15 protein-coding genes are annotated in these 18,391 nt (G+C 29.0%); all 15 read left to right on the top strand.

Translation table 11 applies throughout. From position 1 onward, the window contains the following. Positions 1-112 precede the first annotated feature (112 nt). The 15 genes from OW729_RS08455 (at position 113) to OW729_RS08385 (ending at position 18,381) form a co-directional block, all read left to right on the top strand. Positions 113-1,429 carry a nucleotide sugar dehydrogenase gene (locus OW729_RS08455; RefSeq protein ID WP_268061054.1) on the top strand — a complete coding sequence of 439 codons (1,317 nt, stop codon included), beginning with the start codon at positions 113-115 and terminating at the stop codon, positions 1,427-1,429. A 63-nt stretch (positions 1,430-1,492) separates the two neighbouring features. Beyond that, positions 1,493-2,596 (top strand): Gfo/Idh/MocA family protein, encoded by a 1,104-nt coding sequence (locus OW729_RS08450; protein WP_268061053.1) that lies wholly within the window; start codon positions 1,493-1,495, stop codon positions 2,594-2,596. Positions 2,597-2,620: 24 nt separating this feature from the next. Continuing rightward, positions 2,621-3,361, top strand: coding sequence for an N-acetyltransferase (locus tag OW729_RS08445; protein ID WP_268061052.1), 741 nt, complete (start codon positions 2,621-2,623; stop codon positions 3,359-3,361). A 123-nt stretch (positions 3,362-3,484) separates the two neighbouring features. Further along, positions 3,485-4,195, top strand: coding sequence for an acylneuraminate cytidylyltransferase family protein (locus tag OW729_RS08440; protein ID WP_268061051.1), 711 nt, complete (start codon positions 3,485-3,487; stop codon positions 4,193-4,195). Further along, positions 4,183-5,229, top strand: coding sequence for an N-acetylneuraminate synthase (gene neuB, locus OW729_RS08435; RefSeq protein WP_268061050.1), 1,047 nt, complete (start codon positions 4,183-4,185; stop codon positions 5,227-5,229). The genes OW729_RS08440 and neuB overlap by 13 nt, the downstream gene beginning before the upstream one ends. A 25-nt stretch (positions 5,230-5,254) precedes the next feature. Continuing rightward, complete coding sequence (neuC, locus tag OW729_RS08430; RefSeq protein WP_268061049.1) at positions 5,255-6,403, top strand: UDP-N-acetylglucosamine 2-epimerase; 1,149 nt, start codon at positions 5,255-5,257, stop codon at positions 6,401-6,403. A 13-nt stretch (positions 6,404-6,416) separates the two neighbouring features. Further along, positions 6,417-7,055: an acetyltransferase gene (locus tag OW729_RS08425; RefSeq protein WP_268061048.1), complete on the top strand. Its 639-nt coding sequence runs from the start codon at positions 6,417-6,419 to the stop codon at positions 7,053-7,055. A 4-nt stretch (positions 7,056-7,059) separates the two neighbouring features. Then, positions 7,060-8,109 carry a nucleotidyltransferase family protein gene (locus OW729_RS08420; RefSeq protein ID WP_268061047.1) on the top strand — a complete coding sequence of 350 codons (1,050 nt, stop codon included), beginning with the start codon at positions 7,060-7,062 and terminating at the stop codon, positions 8,107-8,109. A gap of 104 nt (positions 8,110-8,213) precedes the next feature. After that, entirely contained in the window at positions 8,214-9,209 is a 996-nt protein-coding gene (locus tag OW729_RS08415) for an NAD-dependent 4,6-dehydratase LegB (RefSeq protein WP_268061046.1), read from the top strand. A 167-nt stretch (positions 9,210-9,376) separates the two neighbouring features. Continuing rightward, a complete protein-coding gene (locus OW729_RS08410) occupies positions 9,377-10,480 on the top strand; it encodes a LegC family aminotransferase (RefSeq protein ID WP_268061045.1) in 1,104 nt (367 codons plus the stop codon). Between the two features lie 78 nt (positions 10,481-10,558). Continuing rightward, positions 10,559-11,980 carry a lipopolysaccharide biosynthesis protein gene (locus tag OW729_RS08405; protein WP_268061044.1) on the top strand — a complete coding sequence of 474 codons (1,422 nt, stop codon included), beginning with the start codon at positions 10,559-10,561 and terminating at the stop codon, positions 11,978-11,980. Positions 11,981-12,076: 96 nt separating this feature from the next. Next, complete coding sequence (locus OW729_RS08400) at positions 12,077-13,870, top strand: capsular polysaccharide export protein, LipB/KpsS family (RefSeq protein ID WP_268061043.1); 1,794 nt, start codon at positions 12,077-12,079, stop codon at positions 13,868-13,870. Next, a complete protein-coding gene (locus OW729_RS08395; RefSeq protein WP_268061042.1) occupies positions 13,867-15,339 on the top strand; it encodes an O-antigen ligase family protein in 1,473 nt (490 codons plus the stop codon). Before OW729_RS08400 ends, OW729_RS08395 begins: the two co-directional genes overlap by 4 nt. A gap of 420 nt (positions 15,340-15,759) precedes the next feature. After that, complete coding sequence (wecB, locus tag OW729_RS08390; protein ID WP_268061041.1) at positions 15,760-16,809, top strand: non-hydrolyzing UDP-N-acetylglucosamine 2-epimerase; 1,050 nt, start codon at positions 15,760-15,762, stop codon at positions 16,807-16,809. Between the two features lie 204 nt (positions 16,810-17,013). Beyond that, positions 17,014-18,381 carry a glycosyltransferase family 4 protein gene (locus OW729_RS08385; RefSeq protein ID WP_268061040.1) on the top strand — a complete coding sequence of 456 codons (1,368 nt, stop codon included), beginning with the start codon at positions 17,014-17,016 and terminating at the stop codon, positions 18,379-18,381. The last annotated feature ends 10 nt before the right edge of the window (positions 18,382-18,391 follow it).

Here is an 18,391-nt window from a genome sequence, read left to right as displayed (position 1 = left end):
TATAGAAAAGAATATATAGCAAAATATTAATATGTAGTATTAAAAATTCAAGAATTTTTTAAAAATAAATAATTAAGGTATGAGCATAATTTAATAATTGGGAGGAAATCTTATGTCACAAATAAAAGAAACATTATTATCTAAATTAGAGAACAAAACAGCAAAATTAGGTGTGGTAGGTCTAGGATATGTTGGACTGCCTCTTGCTGTAGAAAAAGCAAAAGCTGGCTATGAGGTTATTGGCTTTGATGTTCAAGATAAAAAAGTAGATATGGTTAACGATGGACATAATTATATAGGCGATATATTAGATACTGATTTAGAGGAATTGGTTAAAGAAGGAAAATTAAAGGCTACAACTGATTTTTCATTTGTAAAAGATGTAGATGCAGTTGCAATAGCAGTTCCAACTCCACTTGATAAATTTAAACAACCAGATGTATCTTATGTGGTAAACTCTACAAAGAGTGTGGCTAAATATATTCATAAAGGAATGCTTGTTGTTTTAGAGAGTACAACTTACCCTGGAACAACTGAAGAAATAGTTAAGCCTATACTTGAAGAGTCTGGATTAAAGTGTGGAGAGGATTTCTTTTTAGCATTCTCACCAGAAAGAGTTGATCCAGGTAACAAGCAATTTAAGACTAAAAACACTCCAAAAGTTGTTGGTGGAATAACTGAAGAATGTACAGAAGTTGCAGCAGCATTATATTCAAAGGTATTAGAAGGAGATATACATCCTGTATCTTCACCAGCAGTTGCTGAAATGGAAAAAATACTTGAAAATACTTTTAGACACATAAATATAGGTCTTGTAAATGAAATGGCTGTTCTTTGTAAAAAAATGAAAATAGATATTTGGGAAGTAATAGAAGCAGCTAAAACTAAGCCTTATGGATTTATGGCATTTTACCCAGGTCCAGGTTTAGGAGGACACTGTATACCACTTGATCCATTTTATTTAACATATAAAGCTAGAGAATTTGATTATCATACAAGACTTATTGAAACAGCAGGTGAAATAAATGATTTTATGCCTGAATTTGTAGTTGATAATGCTATGAAACTTTTAAATGGCCACAAAAAAGCGTTGAATGGTGCAAAAGTTCTTTTAATGGGTGTAGCTTATAAAAAAGATATAGATGATATGAGAGAATCACCAGCTCTTAAAGTAATAGAGCACTTAGAAAAGAATGGTGCAGAGGTAATATATAATGATCCATATGTAGCAAACTTTAAGCATAATGGAAACGAATATACATCAGTAGAGTGGGAAAAAGCTATAAATACAGCTGATATAGTATTAATTACTACAGATCATACGGATTATGATTATGAGGCAATAGTTGAAAAAGCTAAACTTCTTTATGATACTAGAAATGCCACAAAGGATGTTAAGAGAAACAGGGAAAAAATACACAAACTTTAAATTAAATTAAATAGGATAGACCTTTAAGGGTTTATCCTTTATTATGATTAGGGAGTGATGGAAATGAAAAAATTAAAATTTGCAATTATAGGGTGTGGAAGAATATCTTATAAACACGTAGAAGGACTAATTCAAAATAAAGATGAGGCTGTACTTGTAGCTACATGTGATATAGACTTAGAAAAAGCCGAAGCTAAAAAAAATGAATACATAGAAAAAATGGAAGAATCCATACAAATAAATACATATAAAGATTATAAGGAAATGCTTGAAAAAGAAGATATTGATGTAGTAACTATTGCTACAGAAAGTGGATACCATCCAGAAATAGCTATATACTGCATGAAAAAAGGAAAACATGCTGTGGTTGAAAAACCAATGGCTCTGTCCATCAAAGATGCAGATGAAATGATAAAAGTGGCTAAAGAAAACAATGTTAAGCTTGCTATTTGTCATCAAAACAGATTCAATAAACCAATTCAGCAATTAAGAAAAGCTGTAGAAGAAGATAGATTCGGAAAACTTGTTAATGGAACAGCAAGAATACTTTGGAATAGAAATATGGGATACTATGAGCAAGCACCATGGAGAGGTACATGGAAGCTTGATGGTGGTACTTTAATGAATCAATGTATACACAATATAGATCTTCTTCAATGGATGATGGGTGGAGAAATTGATACAGTATATGCTCAATGTGATACTTTCTTAAGAGATATTGAAGCAGAAGACTTTGGTGCTATAATAATACGTTTCAAAAATGGTGCTATAGGAATAATAGAAGGGACAGCATGTGTATTCCCTACAAATTTAGAAGAAACTTTAAGTGTTTTTGGACAAAAAGGAACAGTAGCCATAGGTGGTCTTGCAGTAAATAGGATAGAGACATGGAGATTTGAGGATAATAAAGATAGTGAAGATGAAATACTTAAAGCTCAAGAAGGTGATCCAGATAGCGTTTATGGATTTGGACATACGCCATTATTTAAAGATGTTATAGATTCTATAAACCAAGATAGAGATGCTTTAATAAGTGGTGAAGAAGGTAAAAAGGGAATGTCAATTATACTTGCTGCATACAAATCAAGACTTACAGGAATGCCTGTTAAATTCCCATTAGAAGATTTCTCAACGTTAGATATGGAAAAAGCTTTTCCTAAAAAATAGAATTGAAACTTCGGAGGAAAGAATATGAATTACATTTCTGAAAAGGCTGTACTTGGAAACAATATAAAAATTGGACATTTTACAGTAATAGAAGACAATGTTACAATAGGTGACAATTGTATTATAGGAAATAATGTAGTTATTCATGAAGGAAGCAAAATAGGAAAGAATATTAGAATAGATGATAATACTGTAGTAGGTAAAACACCTATGAGATCTGTAAATAGTATATTTAAAGATGAAAAAAAATATCCACCATGTACAATAGGTGATGAGTGCTTAATAGGAGCAGGCGTTATAATTTATTGTGGATGTTCTATAGGAGAGAAGACTCTTGTAGCAGATGTTGCTACTATAAGAGAAGATGTCACTATTGGAACAAAGACTATAATAGGCAGAGGAACAACTGTTGAGAATTTCTGCAAAGTGGGTTCAAATTGTAAAATTCAAACTAATGTTTACATAACTGCTTATTCAGAAGTAGAAGATGGAGTTTTTATAGCTCCTTGTGTTGTTACATCAAATGATAATTATGCTGCTCGTTCTAAAGAAAGATTTGACCATTTTAAAGGTATTACAGTAAAAAAAGGAGGAAGAATTGGTGCCGGAGCGGTAATTCTTCCAGGAAAAATTATACATGAAGATGGTTTTGCGGCTGCTGGAAGTTTAGTTACAAGGGACGTAGAAGCAAGAACAATAGTAGCTGGAAATCCAGCCAAGAAATTTAGAGAAGTTCCAGAAGAACAACTTTTGGAAAATCAATAATATACAATAGTTAAGTGTTAGGGTAAAGGTATTAGGTATTAGGATAAGATGCTTTGTTTGGACAGAACTTTTAAACGAGAATCGCTAGTACCTAGTATCTAGAAAAAGTAGGAGAGAAAACTTATGTATAATGATAAAAAAATTTTAGCTATAATTCCAGCTAGAGGTGGATCAAAAGGAATACCTCATAAAAACATAATGGATATATGCGGTAAACCTTTGATAGCTTATTCTATAGAAGCAGCTAAAAAGTCTAAATATATCGATTATACTTTAGTTTCAACAGATGATATTGAAATTAAAGAAGTAGGATTGAAGCATGGAGCAGAAGTTCCTTTTTTAAGACCAGAGAGTATATCTAATGATGTTGCCAAGTCCATAGATGTAGTTATACATGCAATTGATTTTTTAAAGGATGAAGAAAAGGAATTTGATTATGTGCTTCTTCTTCAGCCAACTTCTCCTTTAAGAACTTATGAGGATGTAGATAATGCTATAGAAACTCTAATGAGTAATGGAGAAGAATCCTTAGTTAGCTTGTGTGAGGTAGATGAAAACCCTGTTATTATGAGAACAATAGAAAATAACAAATTGAAACCTATAATGGAATTCAAGGGAGATAATCTAAGAAGACAAGAGCTTCCTAAGGTTTATATTTTTAATGGGGCATTATATTTAAATAAAGTAAGTATGATTTTAAATGATAAATGTTTTGTTAATGAAAAAACTATACCTTACATTATGGATAGAAAGAAGTCTGTGGATATTGACAATATAATTGATGCAAAGTTAGTAGCGCTTATTTTAAAGGAGAATGGCCAATGTTTAAAATAGGGAATAAAATTGTGGGAGACAAGTCTTCTTGCTTTATAATAGCAGAAGCTGGCGTCAACCATAATGGAGATATAAATCTTGCTAAAAAACTGGTAGATACTGCTAAAGATGCAGGGGTTGATGCAGTAAAGTTTCAAACTTTCAAAAGTGAAAAGTTAGTTACTGGATATGCTCAAATGGCAAAATATCAAAAGGATAATATAGGTGAAGAGGATAGTCAGTTTAATATGTTAAAGAAACTGGAATTAACTTATGAGGACTTTGTTGAATTAAAAAAATATTGTGATGAAAAAGAGATAATTTTTATGTCAACACCTTTTGATGTGGAAAGTGCAAATTTTTTAAATTCAATTGGTATGAAAGCTTTCAAAATAAGTTCTGGAGATCTAACGAACATTCCATTATTAGAACATGTAGCAGAGTTTAAAAAGCCTATTATACTTTCTTCTGGAATGGCTGTTCTTGGAGAAATAGAAGATGCTATTATTTGCCTTAAAAATAAAGGAGTAGAAGATATAGCTGTACTTCATTGCACGTCAAATTATCCAGCAGCATTAGAAACTGTAAATTTAAGAGCTATGAACACAATTAAAAACTCTTTTAATATTGTAGGTGGATATTCAGATCATACTAAAGGAATAACTATACCTATAGCTAGTGCAGCTTTGGGGGCAGATATAATTGAAAAACATTTTACTTTAGATAAAAATATGGAAGGACCTGATCACAAGGCCTCTTTAGAACCAGTTGAACTTAAAGAAATGGTTAAAGGAATAAGAGAAACTGAAATTTCTTTAGGAAATGGTATAAAAATGTTTAGTGGAAGCGAAATAAACACTATGCAGGTGGCAAGAAAAAGTATTGTAGCATCAAGAAACATAAAAAAAGGTGAAATGATTGAATTAAAAGATCTTGATTATAAAAGACCAGGAAATGGATTGAGTCCAAAGTACTACAAAGAATTAATTGGTAAAAAATTAATGAAAGATATAGAAAAAGACGAACAGATAACCTTTAGCTCTATTGAAGACTAAAAATTCATAGAAAGGTTTTGAGAAGATGAAAAGAAAGATAGCAGTTGTAACTGGAACAAGAGCGGATTATGGAATATACTATTCAGTATTAAAAGCAATAGAAAAAAATCTAAAGCTAGAGCTTCAACTTATTGTATGTGGCATGCATCTTTGCCCAGAGTTTGGAATGACTGTAGATGAAATAGAGAAAGATGGATTTCCTATAGCTGATAGAATAGAAACTATACTAGCTTCAGATACAGGTAGTGCTATGGCAAAATCTATAGGACTAACATTAATGAATATAACCCAAACTTTAGAAAGACTAAACCCCGATGTTTTAGTGGTACTTGGAGATAGAGGGGAAATGATGGCAGCAGCACTTGCTGCTACTCATATGAATATTCCTGTTGCTCATATTCATGGAGGAGAGGTTACTGGAACGGTAGATGAATCAATAAGACATGCAGTAACAAAACTTTCACATATACATTTCCCTGCTACAGAAGATAGTAAGGAAAGAATATTGAGAATGGGAGAAAAAGAAGAAAATATATTTGTAACAGGAGCTCCAGGTCTTGATTACATAAAAAATACAGAATGTCTTTCTAGAGATGAAATGCTAAAAAGGTTTGATTTGAAAGATGAGAAAATTTTTGTGATGACTCAACATCCTATAACTACAGAAAGAGATATGGTAGAATGGCAAATAAGACAGACCTTAGATGCTGTTGTAGAATTAGGAATTCAAACTATTATTTCATATCCAAATAGCGATAATGGTGGTAGAGAAATAATAAAAGTTATAGAAGAATATAGAGCAAAATATGATTTCTTAAAAGTGTTTAAAAATCTTTCTCAAGTTGAGTACTTAAGTCTTTTAAATATTGCTGATGCAATGATAGGAAATTCATCTTCAGGAATAATTGAAGCACCTAGTTTTAAACTTCCTGTAATAAACATAGGAACAAGACAAGAAGGAAGACTTAGAGCTGTTAATGTAATAGATGTAGGTTATGAGAAAGAAGAAATATTAGAAGGAATTAATAAAGCTTTACATGATGAAAAATATAAAGAAGAATTAAAGTCCTGTGTAAATCCTTATGGAGATGGAAATGCAGGAGAAAGAATAAGTAAGTATCTAGGTGAAATTGAAATAAATAGAGAGCTTATTCAAAAAAGAATAACTTACTAGAGAAGGTGATTGTATGGAAAAGATAGTACTTGTAGGTGGAGGCGGTCACTGTAAGGTTATAATTGATATAATAAAAAGTATGAGAAAGTATGAGATAGTAGGTATTACAGACAGCAAGGGAATAGGAGATAAATTATTAGATGTACCTATAATAGGAGATGACGATGTACTTTCTCAAGTTTATAAGGGTGGAGTTAAGAATGCATTTATCTCTTTTGGATCTATAGGCAATATGGGATTAAGAGATAAAATTTATTATAATTTAAAAAGAATAGGCTATGAAGTGCCTGTATTGATTCATAATAAAGCCGTAGTTTCCCCTTATGCTAAGCTAAGAGAAGGTACTTGTGTTATGGCTGGTGCTGTTGTAAACCCAGGAACAGAAATAGGAGAAAATTGTATAATAAATACTTCTTCTGTAGTAGAACATGATTGTATTATAGGAAGAAATACACATATATCGCCAGGAGCATGTTTGGCAGGAGGAGTTAAAGTAGGGATCAATTCTCATATAGGTTCTAGAGCTTCTGTAATTCAAGGTTTAAACATTGGAAGTAATGTAGTAATTGGATCAGGAACAGTAGTGCTAAAAGACATACAAGACAATGTTACTGCTGTGGGAGTTCCTGCAAAAATCATAAAGTGTAGGTGATTTGGTGAGATTTTCGAATGAAACATACTGTATAAATATAGATTCAACTATAAAGGACGCTATGGAGTGTATAGATAAAAACTTGATTGGTGCCGCTTTAGTTGTGGATGATAATAAACATGTTAAAGGAATTATAACTGATGGAATTATAAGAAGGGCTATACTTAAAGGTTATACAATACAAGAAAACATTGAAGGTATTTATAATAAAGAATTTAAGTATGTGGACAAATTTGTAAGTAAGAAAAAAGTTAAAGAATTTATGCTTAAATACAAGATACGTCAAGTGCCTTTACTAGATGAAAAAGGAATACTTGAAGATTTATATTTTCTTGATGATATAATTTCTTATGATAAAAAAGATAATTATGTATTTATACTTGCAGGTGGACTTGGAACAAGACTAAGACCTCTTACAGAGAATATTCCAAAGCCTATGCTTAAAGTGGGAGATAAGCCCATTTTAGAGCGTATTATTGAACAATTTAAAGAATTCGGCTTTAAAAACTTTATAATTTCTTTAAATTATAAAGGAGAAATTATAGAAGATTATTTTAAAGATGGCAAAGAATTTGATGTAAATATAGAGTATGTAAGAGAAACTAAGAAACTTGGAACAGCTGGTTCTATAAAGCTAGCAGAAGATAAATTTAAAAAACCATTTATAGTTATAAATGGGGACATATTAACTGGAATAGACTTTGATGCTTTTTTAAGCCATCACATGAATAATAAATTTGATGTAACTGTAGGAGCTAGAAACTATGAAATGAAGGTTCCTTATGGAGTAATGGTTACAGATGATATTTTAATAAAATCATTAGAAGAAAAGCCAGTATATACTTTTTATATTAATAGTGGAGTGTATGCTTTAAGTGAAAATGTAATCAAGTACATTCCAGAAGATGAAGAATATAATATGACAGATTTGATAGAAGATGTTATAAACAATGATGGAAGATCTGGGGTATATCAAATAACAGAATATTGGTCAGATATAGGACAGATGGAAGATTTTAAGAAGGCTAATGAAGATGTTAAAAAGTTCTTCTAGAATAAAAAAATTACTAAAAGAATATAACAGAGCTTTTTAGATATGGCAAATAGATATCAGAAAAATGAATCAATATATAACGTGAATTTGAAAGGAGTAAATTTATGAATTGGACAGGAAAGAAGGTTTTAGTAACAGGAGCAGAAGGATTTATAGGAAGTCACTTAACTGAAAGGTTAGTTGAACTTGGAGCTGATGTTACAGCTTTAGTACAATACAATTCTTTTAATAACTGGGGATGGATTGACAGTTTTGATAAAAGTGTTAAAGATAGCTTAAATGTTATAACTGGGGATGTAAGAGAATACGACAATGTAAAAAGAATGGTAAAAGGACAACAAGTTATACTTCACCTTGCTGCTCTTATTGCTATACCATATTCTTATTTATCACCAATGGCATATGTTAGAACAAATGTAGAGGGAACAACAAATGTTTTAGAGGCATGTAGAGAAGAAGAGAACATAGAAAAGATAGTTCATACTTCAACAAGTGAAACTTATGGAACAGCACTTTATGTACCTATAGACGAAAAACACCCTATGCAAGGGCAATCTCCATATTCTGCTTCAAAAATAGGTGCAGATAAGATGGCAGAAAGTTTTTATAGATCATTTAATTTGCCTATAACAACTCTAAGACCATTTAATACATATGGACCAAGACAATCAGCAAGAGCTGTTATACCAACAATAATTTCACAAATACTTGCAGGTAAAAAAGAAATTCAATTAGGAAGTTTAACTCCAACAAGAGACTTTAACTATGTAAAAGATACTGCAGAAGCTTTTATAAAAGCTGCTGAAAGTGATAAAACTATAGGAGAAGTTATAAATGCTGGTTCAAATTATGAAATAAGCATTGGAGATCTAGTTAAAAAGATAATCGAATTAACAGGAAGAGATGTAAAGATAATTTGTGATGATGAGAGAATAAGACCAGAAAAAAGCGAAGTAAACAGATTATGGGCGGATAATACAAAAATTAAAGAATTGACTGATTGGGCTCCAAAATATACACTTGATGAGGGTCTAAAAGAAACAATAGAATGGGTAAAAAATAATTTACAATATTTTAAAACAGACATTTATAATGTTTAGTAACCAGTAACCAGTAACCAGTAACCAGTAACCAGTAACCAGTAACCAGTAACCAGTAACCAGTAACCAGTAACCAGGTACTAGAATCAGATGACTAGTAGAAAATTACGTAAGCTGGTTACTGGAAGTTAGAAATTGGTTATTGACAATTAAAAGGAGTGAATAAAATGATACCTTTATGTATACCAGAAGTTAAAGGTAATGAATGGAAGTATGTAAAAGAATGTATAGATACAAATTGGGTTTCTTCTGTAGGAAGTTATGTTAATTTATTTGAAGAAAAATTTGCAGAGTATGTAAAAGCAGAAAAAGCTGTTGTTACAATGAACGGTACAGCTGCACTTCAACTTGCACTTATAACTTTAGGAATTGGAGAAGGGGATGAGGTTATATTACCTTCTATGACTTTTATATCTCCGGTAAATACTATAAAGTATGTAGGTGCAGTTCCAGTTTTCTGTGATTCTTGTAGAGATACTTTTGTTATGGATGCAGAGAAAATTGAAGAACTTATTACTCCTAAGACAAAAGCAATAATGCCTGTACATATTTATGGACATCCTGTAGATATGGATAAGCTAATGGAAATTGCAAATAAATATAATTTATATGTAATAGAGGATGCAACAGAAGCATTAGGCTCTACATATAAAGGAAATATGCTTGGAACTATAGGACATATAGGAGCTTTCAGCTTTAATGGAAATAAACTTATAACTACTGGTGCAGGTGGAATGCTTGTAACTCAAAATACTGAATATGGAGAAAGAGCAAAATTCTTATCAACACAAACAAAAGTAGTTACAGAAAATAAGGCTTTCTACCATCCAGAAGTAGGATATAACTTTAGAATGCCAAATCTTTTAGCAGCTTTTGGAGTAGCTCAACTTGAAAATGTAGAAGAGTATTTAAAAGTAAAAATAGAAAATGCAAAATACTACAATGAGTTATTAAAAGATGTTAAAGGAATAACTCTTCCAGTAGAAAAAGAATGGGCAGAAAATTGCTATTGGCTTTATTCTGTTATGGTAGAAGATGAATATGGAATTACAAGAGATGAACTTATAGCAAAATTGAAAGAAGAAGGAATAGAATCAAGACCATTCTTTATGGCAGTACATGAAATGCCTCCATATAAAGATTGTAAACATGGAGATATGAGCATAACAAAAGAACTATGCAATAAAGGAATAAATCTTCCTAGTTCAGTTTCTTTAACAAAAGAACAAATAGAAGAGGTATGTAAAGTTATAAGAAAATACAGCAAATAGAGTGTTGTTTTTGTATATTATAAATCTTTTTTATTTGAATATAAAGAAATATAGTAAATAGAATGTAGAGGTTTTTTTATGATAAAAGCAATTACACAAAAGCTTAGTAAAAGTAAACTAATAAAGGGTGGTATATGGTATACCATAGGAAATTTATTCCTTCAGGGAGTTTCATTTTTTACTGTGCCTATTTTCCTCAAAGTACTTAAACTTACTACAGAAGAATTTGGTATAATTAATACATATACCACTTGGCTTGCTGTATTTACGTCAATTGTAAGTTTAGGACTTGTAGCAAGTGTATCAAGAGGGAAGTACGATTTTGAAGAAAAATATGATGATTTTTTATCGTCTATAATGCTTCTTTCAACTTTATGTTTTGGGGTGTTTATTGCACTAACACTAATATTTCAAAATTTTATTTCAAATATTATAGAGTTAACTCCAACATTAGTTAAGCTTTTGATTCTTCAAAGCTTTTGTGCTTTTATAATTGATTTTTGTAACACTAAATTTACAATAGAATATAAATATAAAAAATACTTATTTGTATCTATTACTAGTACCTTGTTAAATGTAATTTTATCTATTGTATTTATATCTTATATGACTGTAAATAGACATATGGGAAGGATAATTGCAGGCGCCTTAATTACATTAATATACGGTATAGTTTTATATTTTTCAATAATAAGAAAAGGAAAATTTTCTGTAAAAAAAGAATATTGGAAATATGCTTTAGCAATATCACTTCCATTAATTCCACATAGTTTATCAGGAATTATTTTATCGCAATTTGATAGAATAATGATACAGAAAATGGTTGGAAGTAGTGCTACTGGAATATACAGTTTTGCATACAGTATAGGTATGATTTTAAGTGTAGTGTGGACTGCCTTAAATAAAGCTTGGGTTCCTTATTTTTTTGAAAGTATGAAACAAAATAAATATGAAGATATAAGAGAAAAATGCAAGTATTACATAGGAATATTTTCTTTGATAACCTTTGTCTTGATATTTGTTTCTCCAGAAGTAGGTAAATTAATGGGATCAAAAGATTTCTGGGTGGGACTTGATTTAGTTCCGGTTGTTATGGCAGGGTATTTCTTTGTATTTTTATACAGTTTGCCATCAAATTTAGAATTTTACGCTAAGAAAACACATTTAATATCTATAGGAACTTTTGGAGCAGGGTTTTTAAACATATTTTTAAATGTTATTTTTATTCGTAAATATGGATATGGAGCAGCAGCATGGACAACATTAGTCTCATATGTAGCACTTTTTATATTCCATTATGTCATAGCTGCTAAGATTTCAGAAAATAAGATATTTGAATTAAAATATTTTATTTATTCTACAATTTTTGTATCTATATCAGGATATGTATTTTATATAATTAAAGATAATTGGCTAATGAGATATGGATGTGTGCTTTTAGTTATGTTTGTATTAGCTTATATTATACAGAAAAAACTAAAAATTAAATTTAAGTCATAGATTTCACTTTAAATATATTGATTATAGATTTTAAAAATTAATAAAAGTGTGATCTTTTTACACAAATTATTTAAATTTATAAAATAGGAGAAACACATGGTTAAGATTGTATACACTAGGGAAGAAAAAAGTTTAATATTTGAAAAGAATCAAAGGTTTGAGCAGAATCATACAAAAAATCAAGAGGTAATGCAGGACTATATAAAAAAAGATATATATGAATATGTTAAAAATATAAATATAGATGAAAAAGCATTTACATGGTTTTGTAATATAGAAAATATGAAAGTAAAAGATAGCTTTCTGGAAGAATTTTACGTGTATGATAATATACCTTTGTATTACTTTGAACGGCCAACGATTTATTTGAATTTTAAACAAATACTTTCATGCTTTTTTATAGTAAAAAATATTGTTCAAAATATTCGGGATGATGTAGAAGTAGAAAGCGATGATAATATATTCTTAGATGTATGCAATCATGTTTTTCATTTAAAATGTCATAAAGTTTTAGGAGAAAGTGTTGTTAACACAGTTTCTAAATCTGTAAAAGATAAAAAATTTAAAATGTTACTAAGAACCTTAAGAGGAATAAAAAGTTATATTAAGTTTAAATTTAACTTTTCTAGTAAAGACAATGTTTTAGTTATATCTAATGTAATGAATCTAAATTTATTAAAAGTGAACAATGAAGAAAAGTTTGTTGACACTCAAATAGGCTCTGTAGTAAATGAGTTAAAAGAAGATTTTAATGTATTTAATATGCAGTGTATATTTAATTTGGATATGTTAGATAAAGGTCTACTTTACAAGGAAGATTATGTTCCTTTTGAATTTTTTATGATTTACAAAAAATTAAAAGGTAAAAAATTAGTTCGTACTAATTTAATAAAAAACAATTTATCTAATTTTGAAAATATAAATTGGATTTATGAAGGGTATGATCTTAAAGAAGTAATGCTAAAATATGCTTTTAATAATTTAGAAAGTAAGTATATGTCTGATTTAATAGAGATATTATGTGCCGAAAGATTTATTAAAAAGCATAAAATAAAAAAGTGTATTCTTACGGATGAAGGAGATAGACCTAGATGTTTTATAACTGCTGGTAACAGGCAAAATATAGATACTTTTGCAATTCAACATGGCATTATAAATGAAGTATCTCCAGCTTATATAATTAATACTAAGTATAATAATATAATACCTAAATGTTCTTTTGTATGGGGAGAACGATATAAAAATATGCTTAAAAACAACTCAAATATATACAATAGAAATAAGGTAGAACCAGTTGGACAGCTTAGAACGGATTTTTTAATGAATTATTTAAAGCATAAGGCAAATGATAATAACAAGGTTAAAATATTGTATGCAACTCAATATTTTAAAGATTTATTAATGCCAGCAACAGATATTCTATTTGATGCTATAAATTTAATGGAAAAAGACTATGAAGTTATAGTTAAATTGCATCCAGCAGATCAATATTATGATATATACAAAAGTAAGGTAGAAGAAAAAGAAATAAAAAATATTAAAATAGTAAAAGATGGAGATTTGTATGAACTTCTGGCTTGGTGCGATGTTGTTGTAAGTGTGCATTCAACTGTTGTTGTGGAAGGGGCTCTTTTGAATAAACCATCTATATGTATAAAGCTTCCTAAATATAACGATGCAGGGGGATTTATAAAAGATGGGTTATCTATTGGAATAGAAAATGAAAATGAATTAAAAAACTATTTAGATAATATACATAGTTATAAATTTGATGAGAAATTTAATCAGTACATGCAAAACAATTTTTATAAAGTTGATGGAAAGGTTACTGAAAGAATTACTTCAACTATGATTAACTTAACCAAAAACCAACTTGGAGGTAAAATATGAGTTTTACAAATGAATGTAAAGAATATCTTAGTTATTTAAAAAAATACATGTACATTATATTAAGTCTATACATATTATGTGAGGTAGCTATTTTTATAAAAATAGGTAGATCAAATGTTTTTATGTTTGCCAGTACTATATTTGTTACACTGTTTATTATATGTAGTATAATTTTATGTTTTAAAAATTTTGAAACGACTATAAAGATGTATATACTCTCTGTACCATTAATACCATTGATACTTTATATATTTTTTAGGTTGAAGATGACATGGATAGGTACTAGTATGTATTGGTTATATTTTTTAATATTCATAATAAACGCTTATAAAGCTTTTCAGAATAATAAATTAGATTTTTCAAAAATATCATTAAAAAATGGAAGATATAAAAAGGTTGTATTAGTGTATTTAGTGCTTATAGTATTATCTTTTATATCTGCTATGCTTAGTATACATAAGCTTGAATCACTAAATATGATGGGAGTTTCTTTAGTATCTATGGCTGTGATAAGTTTACTAATTTTAAGCTACAAAGATACAGATAAAGAATTTGTAAAAGATATTATAGCTTATTTATGTGGTGGGGTAGCGTTATCTTCAATTCCAGATATAATAGTTGCTCTTTATACTATTATATTTCAAGGTAAAAACCAACACTTATATGGAGTTTTAGGAAGTAATTTTATGCTTGGATATACTATCATCGTTTTACCATTTATATTATTATTTGCAATTAATAAAGATATATGTCCAAAATATAATAAAATATTTAAACTTTTACTAATAATAGAAACTGTAAATTTATGTACTCAAATGTCGAGAGGTATATTAGTAGCAGTGTTTATATGTTTCTTCTTAACAATAATATTGGATAGAAAAAACTTTATAAAATATTTGTTAGTTGCAGCTATTATATTTAGTGGGCTTGGATACAATATTATGCACAGGTGGGAACTTAATGAAATAAGACAAGAGATAGAAGTCGAAGGAATTGGTGGAGTGGTACAAGGACCAGGATTCCTAAAACAAGTATTAGACCAAACAAAGAGTAGAAGACCTATATGGATTGTTGCTTTTAGGATGATAGGGGATAATCCTTATTTTGGAGTTGGTCCAGGGCAATTTAAGAATAATTATCTTGATTATGGTGGAAAGCCTACAAGGATGTATATAGATGCACATAATATAGTTTTGAATGTGGCTACTGAGATGGGAGTAATATTTACAGTAATATTCTTTATTGCATGTCTTTTCCCATTCTTCAAAAGTCTAATACATGGATGGAAATACAAGAAAACTATGGGGGTTCTATATCCTTCTCTAATAGGTATATCTGCATTATTTGCTTATGGAAATATAACAGGCCAGGCATTTATGACTTCAACATATCCTGTGAGTATTGTACCAGCATTTGTATTTGTTATGACTTATACAATTATGATTAAAACCACTAAGGAATATAAGTAAATGATCTAGTATATTTAAAAAATTAGTTATTTAAAGGTGACATTTAGGAAATAAATAGAATATAGTATAATATAACATACAAATAGAATCCTTGGCTTCAGATGGAGTTTTAAACTTCTGCTGAAGCCTAGAGTTCATTATACAGAATAATGATTCTAAATTATATGTTTAATTTGTAAGAATTAGATTATTATTTATAGTATGTATAATATAAAATATTATAATGAAGAATACAGTGGCTAAACTAAGCACTTCTACATAAATAAGGTTTTTGGTTTCAGGTGAAGCTTTTACTTTAGTTGAAATTTAGAAACCGTTATCCAGAGTCATAACATTCTTTACTCCTACTTTAAAGAATATAGGAGTATTAAAACGGTTAGACTCAGATAGATTATTTAAGAAGGTAGATGTTGTAGTATTATGAAAATAGTTACTGTTATAGGAGCAAGACCACAGTTTATAAAGGCAGCTACTGTTTCTAGAAAAATAAGAGAAAAATGTATAGAGATTATAGTGCATACAGGTCAACATTATGATGACAATATGTCAAAAATATTTTTTCAAGAATTAAATATACCTTTACCAGATTATAATTTAAATATAGGTTCTGGTAGTCATGGGACTCAAACAGGAAGAATGCTTGAAAAAATTGAAAATATATTGTTAAATGAAAAGCCAGATTATGTATTAGTATATGGAGACACCAATTCAACTCTTGCAGGGGCCTTAGCCGCAAGTAAACTTCTTATACCTGTAGTTCATATAGAATCAGGACTTAGAAGTTTTAATAAGTCTATGCCAGAAGAACAGAATAGGATATTGACAGATCATATATCAAAATATGTTTTCGCGCCTACAGATACAGCTGTAAAAAATTTATTTAATGAAGGTATAAAAGAAAATGTATTTAATGTAGGTGATGTAATGTTTGATGCGGTACTTTATTTTAAAGATTTAGCAAAAGACAAGAGCAGAGTTCTACAAAAGTATTTCTTAAAAAGAGAAAATTATATCCTTGCTACAATACACAGGGCAGAAAATACAAATAGTGTAGAAAAATTAAAAAATATATTTAAAGGCTTGAATGAAAGTGGACAAAATATAATTCTTCCATTACACCCAAGAACCAAAAAATATATAAAAAAATATAACATTATATTAGAAGACAATATAAAGATAATTGAACCGTTAGGATATTTAGATATGATTATGTTAGAAGATAATAGCAAGAAAATAGTTACAGATAGTGGTGGAGTTCAAAAAGAAGCGTTTTTTTTAGGGAAACCTTGTATTACTTTAAGAAGTGAAACAGAATGGGTAGAAACAGTAGAAAATGGATGGAATATTATTGTCGGAGCAGACAAAGATAAAATAAAGAAATGTATTTTAGATTTTGAGCCTAAACAAGTTAGAAAAGAGTATTTTGGTGATGGAAATGCCGTGCAAAAGATAATTAGTGAGTTATTTTGATTAATAACCTTATATATAAATTATTGCTAAATAGTATTATATTGCTCTATAATTGATTTTAGTAAAATAAAAACAATTATAAATTCAACTAGTTACTCTATATTTATTTTACTTATTGAATTATGGAGCAATTATGTTATATTCTATATAGTTATAGTTTAAAGAATAATTATAAACTATAGCCAAATGTATGGGGGAATATAAATGAAAAACATATTAATAGTAGCCTATTATTATCCACCAAAAGGAGGAGCGGGAGTTCAAAGGACAGCTAAATTTGCTAATTATCTCAGTAAATTTGGATATAATGTAAATGTGCTAACGGTGGTTAAAGATGCAAGTGGACTTAAGGATGATTCTTTAAATAAAGATATTTATTCTGAAATAAGTGTTTATAGAACTGATATAAAAGAAACTAATATTTTAAATAATCTTTTAGCTTTAAAAAATAAGAAGATTAGCAATGAAGTGGAAAATAAAGAAAACACGACAAGTGAAGTTATAGAGACTAATTCTTTTAAAAGGAAAATTAAGAATAACATAAAAAATGTAGTTAAAAAATCTTTTTTTAATATGTACAATTTTATATATGCTCCTGATGATAAAAAGGGATGGATTGAATACGCATTAAAAGAAGGTAGAAAAATAATTAAGGAAAAAAATATAGATTTAATATTTTCAACTTCTTCTCCATATACATCTCATTTAATAGGGTATGAGCTTTCACAAGAATTTAAAATAAAGTGGATAGCAGATTTTAGAGATCCATGGGTTTCTAATGCCTTTGTGGATTATGGACCATTAACAAAAAAGCGTCATGAAAAGCTAGAATCTAAAATAATAAAGAATGCAGACAAAGTTATAAGTGTAAGTGAACCTATAGTACGTGATTTTATAAATAGATATAAGGATGAAGAAAAGGATAAATTTTATATTATAACTAATGGATATGATGAAAATGATTTTTGTAACTTTTCTTTAGAAGATAATGATAAAAAAGACGAATTTGTTATTTTACATAACGGATCTTTATATGGAGAAAAAAGGACTCCTGAAAAAATTTTTGCTGCAGTAGAGAATTTAATAAATTCAAATAAGATACCTGCACAGAAAGTAAAATTTAAATTTTTAGGAGAAATAGGAAGTGAACATAAAAAGATAGTAGATTACTATGAGAATAAATACCCTGGAATGGTAGAATGTAAGAATTATGTTCCTCACGAAGAAAGTTTAAGAGAAATGTCAAAATCAGATGCATTACTTTTGTTTATTCATGAAGGAAAAGGTACTGAAGGTATTTATACAGGAAAAATATTTGAATATATAAGAGCAGGAAAGCCTATTATTGCATTGGTACCAGATGGAGTAGCAAGGAACTTGGTTATAAGTACAAATACAGGTTTTGTGGCATATCCATCTAAAATAGATGAGATTGAAGATAGTATATATAAAGCTTATTATGTATGGAACAAAGAAGATGGTTCAATAGAACCTAATTGGGAGGAAATACATAAATATAGTAGGGAAAACTTAACTAAACAACTAATAGAAGTTATAAATAGTTTAGAATAAAAAAATTTAA

This window comes from Clostridium brassicae (assembly GCF_026738875.1).
In the GTDB taxonomy this organism is placed as follows: Bacteria; Bacillota; Clostridia; order Clostridiales; family Clostridiaceae; genus Clostridium_H; species Clostridium_H brassicae.
Note: the sequence above shows the minus strand (reverse complement) of the source record. Positions and strands in the feature narration are given on the sequence as shown.

What these genes read in the sequence shown, in the direction of transcription:
- OW729_RS08455 (WP_268061054.1), top strand. Translation starts at nt 113, where the DNA reads ATGTCACAAATAAAAGAAACATTATTATCTAAATTAGAGAACAAAACA.
- OW729_RS08450 (WP_268061053.1), top strand. Translation starts at nt 1,493, where the DNA reads ATGAAAAAATTAAAATTTGCAATTATAGGGTGTGGAAGAATATCTTAT.
- OW729_RS08445 (WP_268061052.1), top strand. Translation starts at nt 2,621, where the DNA reads ATGAATTACATTTCTGAAAAGGCTGTACTTGGAAACAATATAAAAATT.
- OW729_RS08440 (WP_268061051.1), top strand. Translation starts at nt 3,485, where the DNA reads ATGTATAATGATAAAAAAATTTTAGCTATAATTCCAGCTAGAGGTGGA.
- neuB (WP_268061050.1), top strand. Translation starts at nt 4,183, where the DNA reads ATGTTTAAAATAGGGAATAAAATTGTGGGAGACAAGTCTTCTTGCTTT.
- neuC (WP_268061049.1), top strand. Translation starts at nt 5,255, where the DNA reads ATGAAAAGAAAGATAGCAGTTGTAACTGGAACAAGAGCGGATTATGGA.
- OW729_RS08425 (WP_268061048.1), top strand. Translation starts at nt 6,417, where the DNA reads ATGGAAAAGATAGTACTTGTAGGTGGAGGCGGTCACTGTAAGGTTATA.
- OW729_RS08415 (WP_268061046.1), top strand. Translation starts at nt 8,214, where the DNA reads ATGAATTGGACAGGAAAGAAGGTTTTAGTAACAGGAGCAGAAGGATTT.
- OW729_RS08410 (WP_268061045.1), top strand. Translation starts at nt 9,377, where the DNA reads ATGATACCTTTATGTATACCAGAAGTTAAAGGTAATGAATGGAAGTAT.
- OW729_RS08405 (WP_268061044.1), top strand. Translation starts at nt 10,559, where the DNA reads ATGATAAAAGCAATTACACAAAAGCTTAGTAAAAGTAAACTAATAAAG.
- OW729_RS08400 (WP_268061043.1), top strand. Translation starts at nt 12,077, where the DNA reads ATGGTTAAGATTGTATACACTAGGGAAGAAAAAAGTTTAATATTTGAA.
- OW729_RS08395 (WP_268061042.1), top strand. Translation starts at nt 13,867, where the DNA reads ATGAGTTTTACAAATGAATGTAAAGAATATCTTAGTTATTTAAAAAAA.
- wecB (WP_268061041.1), top strand. Translation starts at nt 15,760, where the DNA reads ATGAAAATAGTTACTGTTATAGGAGCAAGACCACAGTTTATAAAGGCA.
- OW729_RS08385 (WP_268061040.1), top strand. Translation starts at nt 17,014, where the DNA reads ATGAAAAACATATTAATAGTAGCCTATTATTATCCACCAAAAGGAGGA.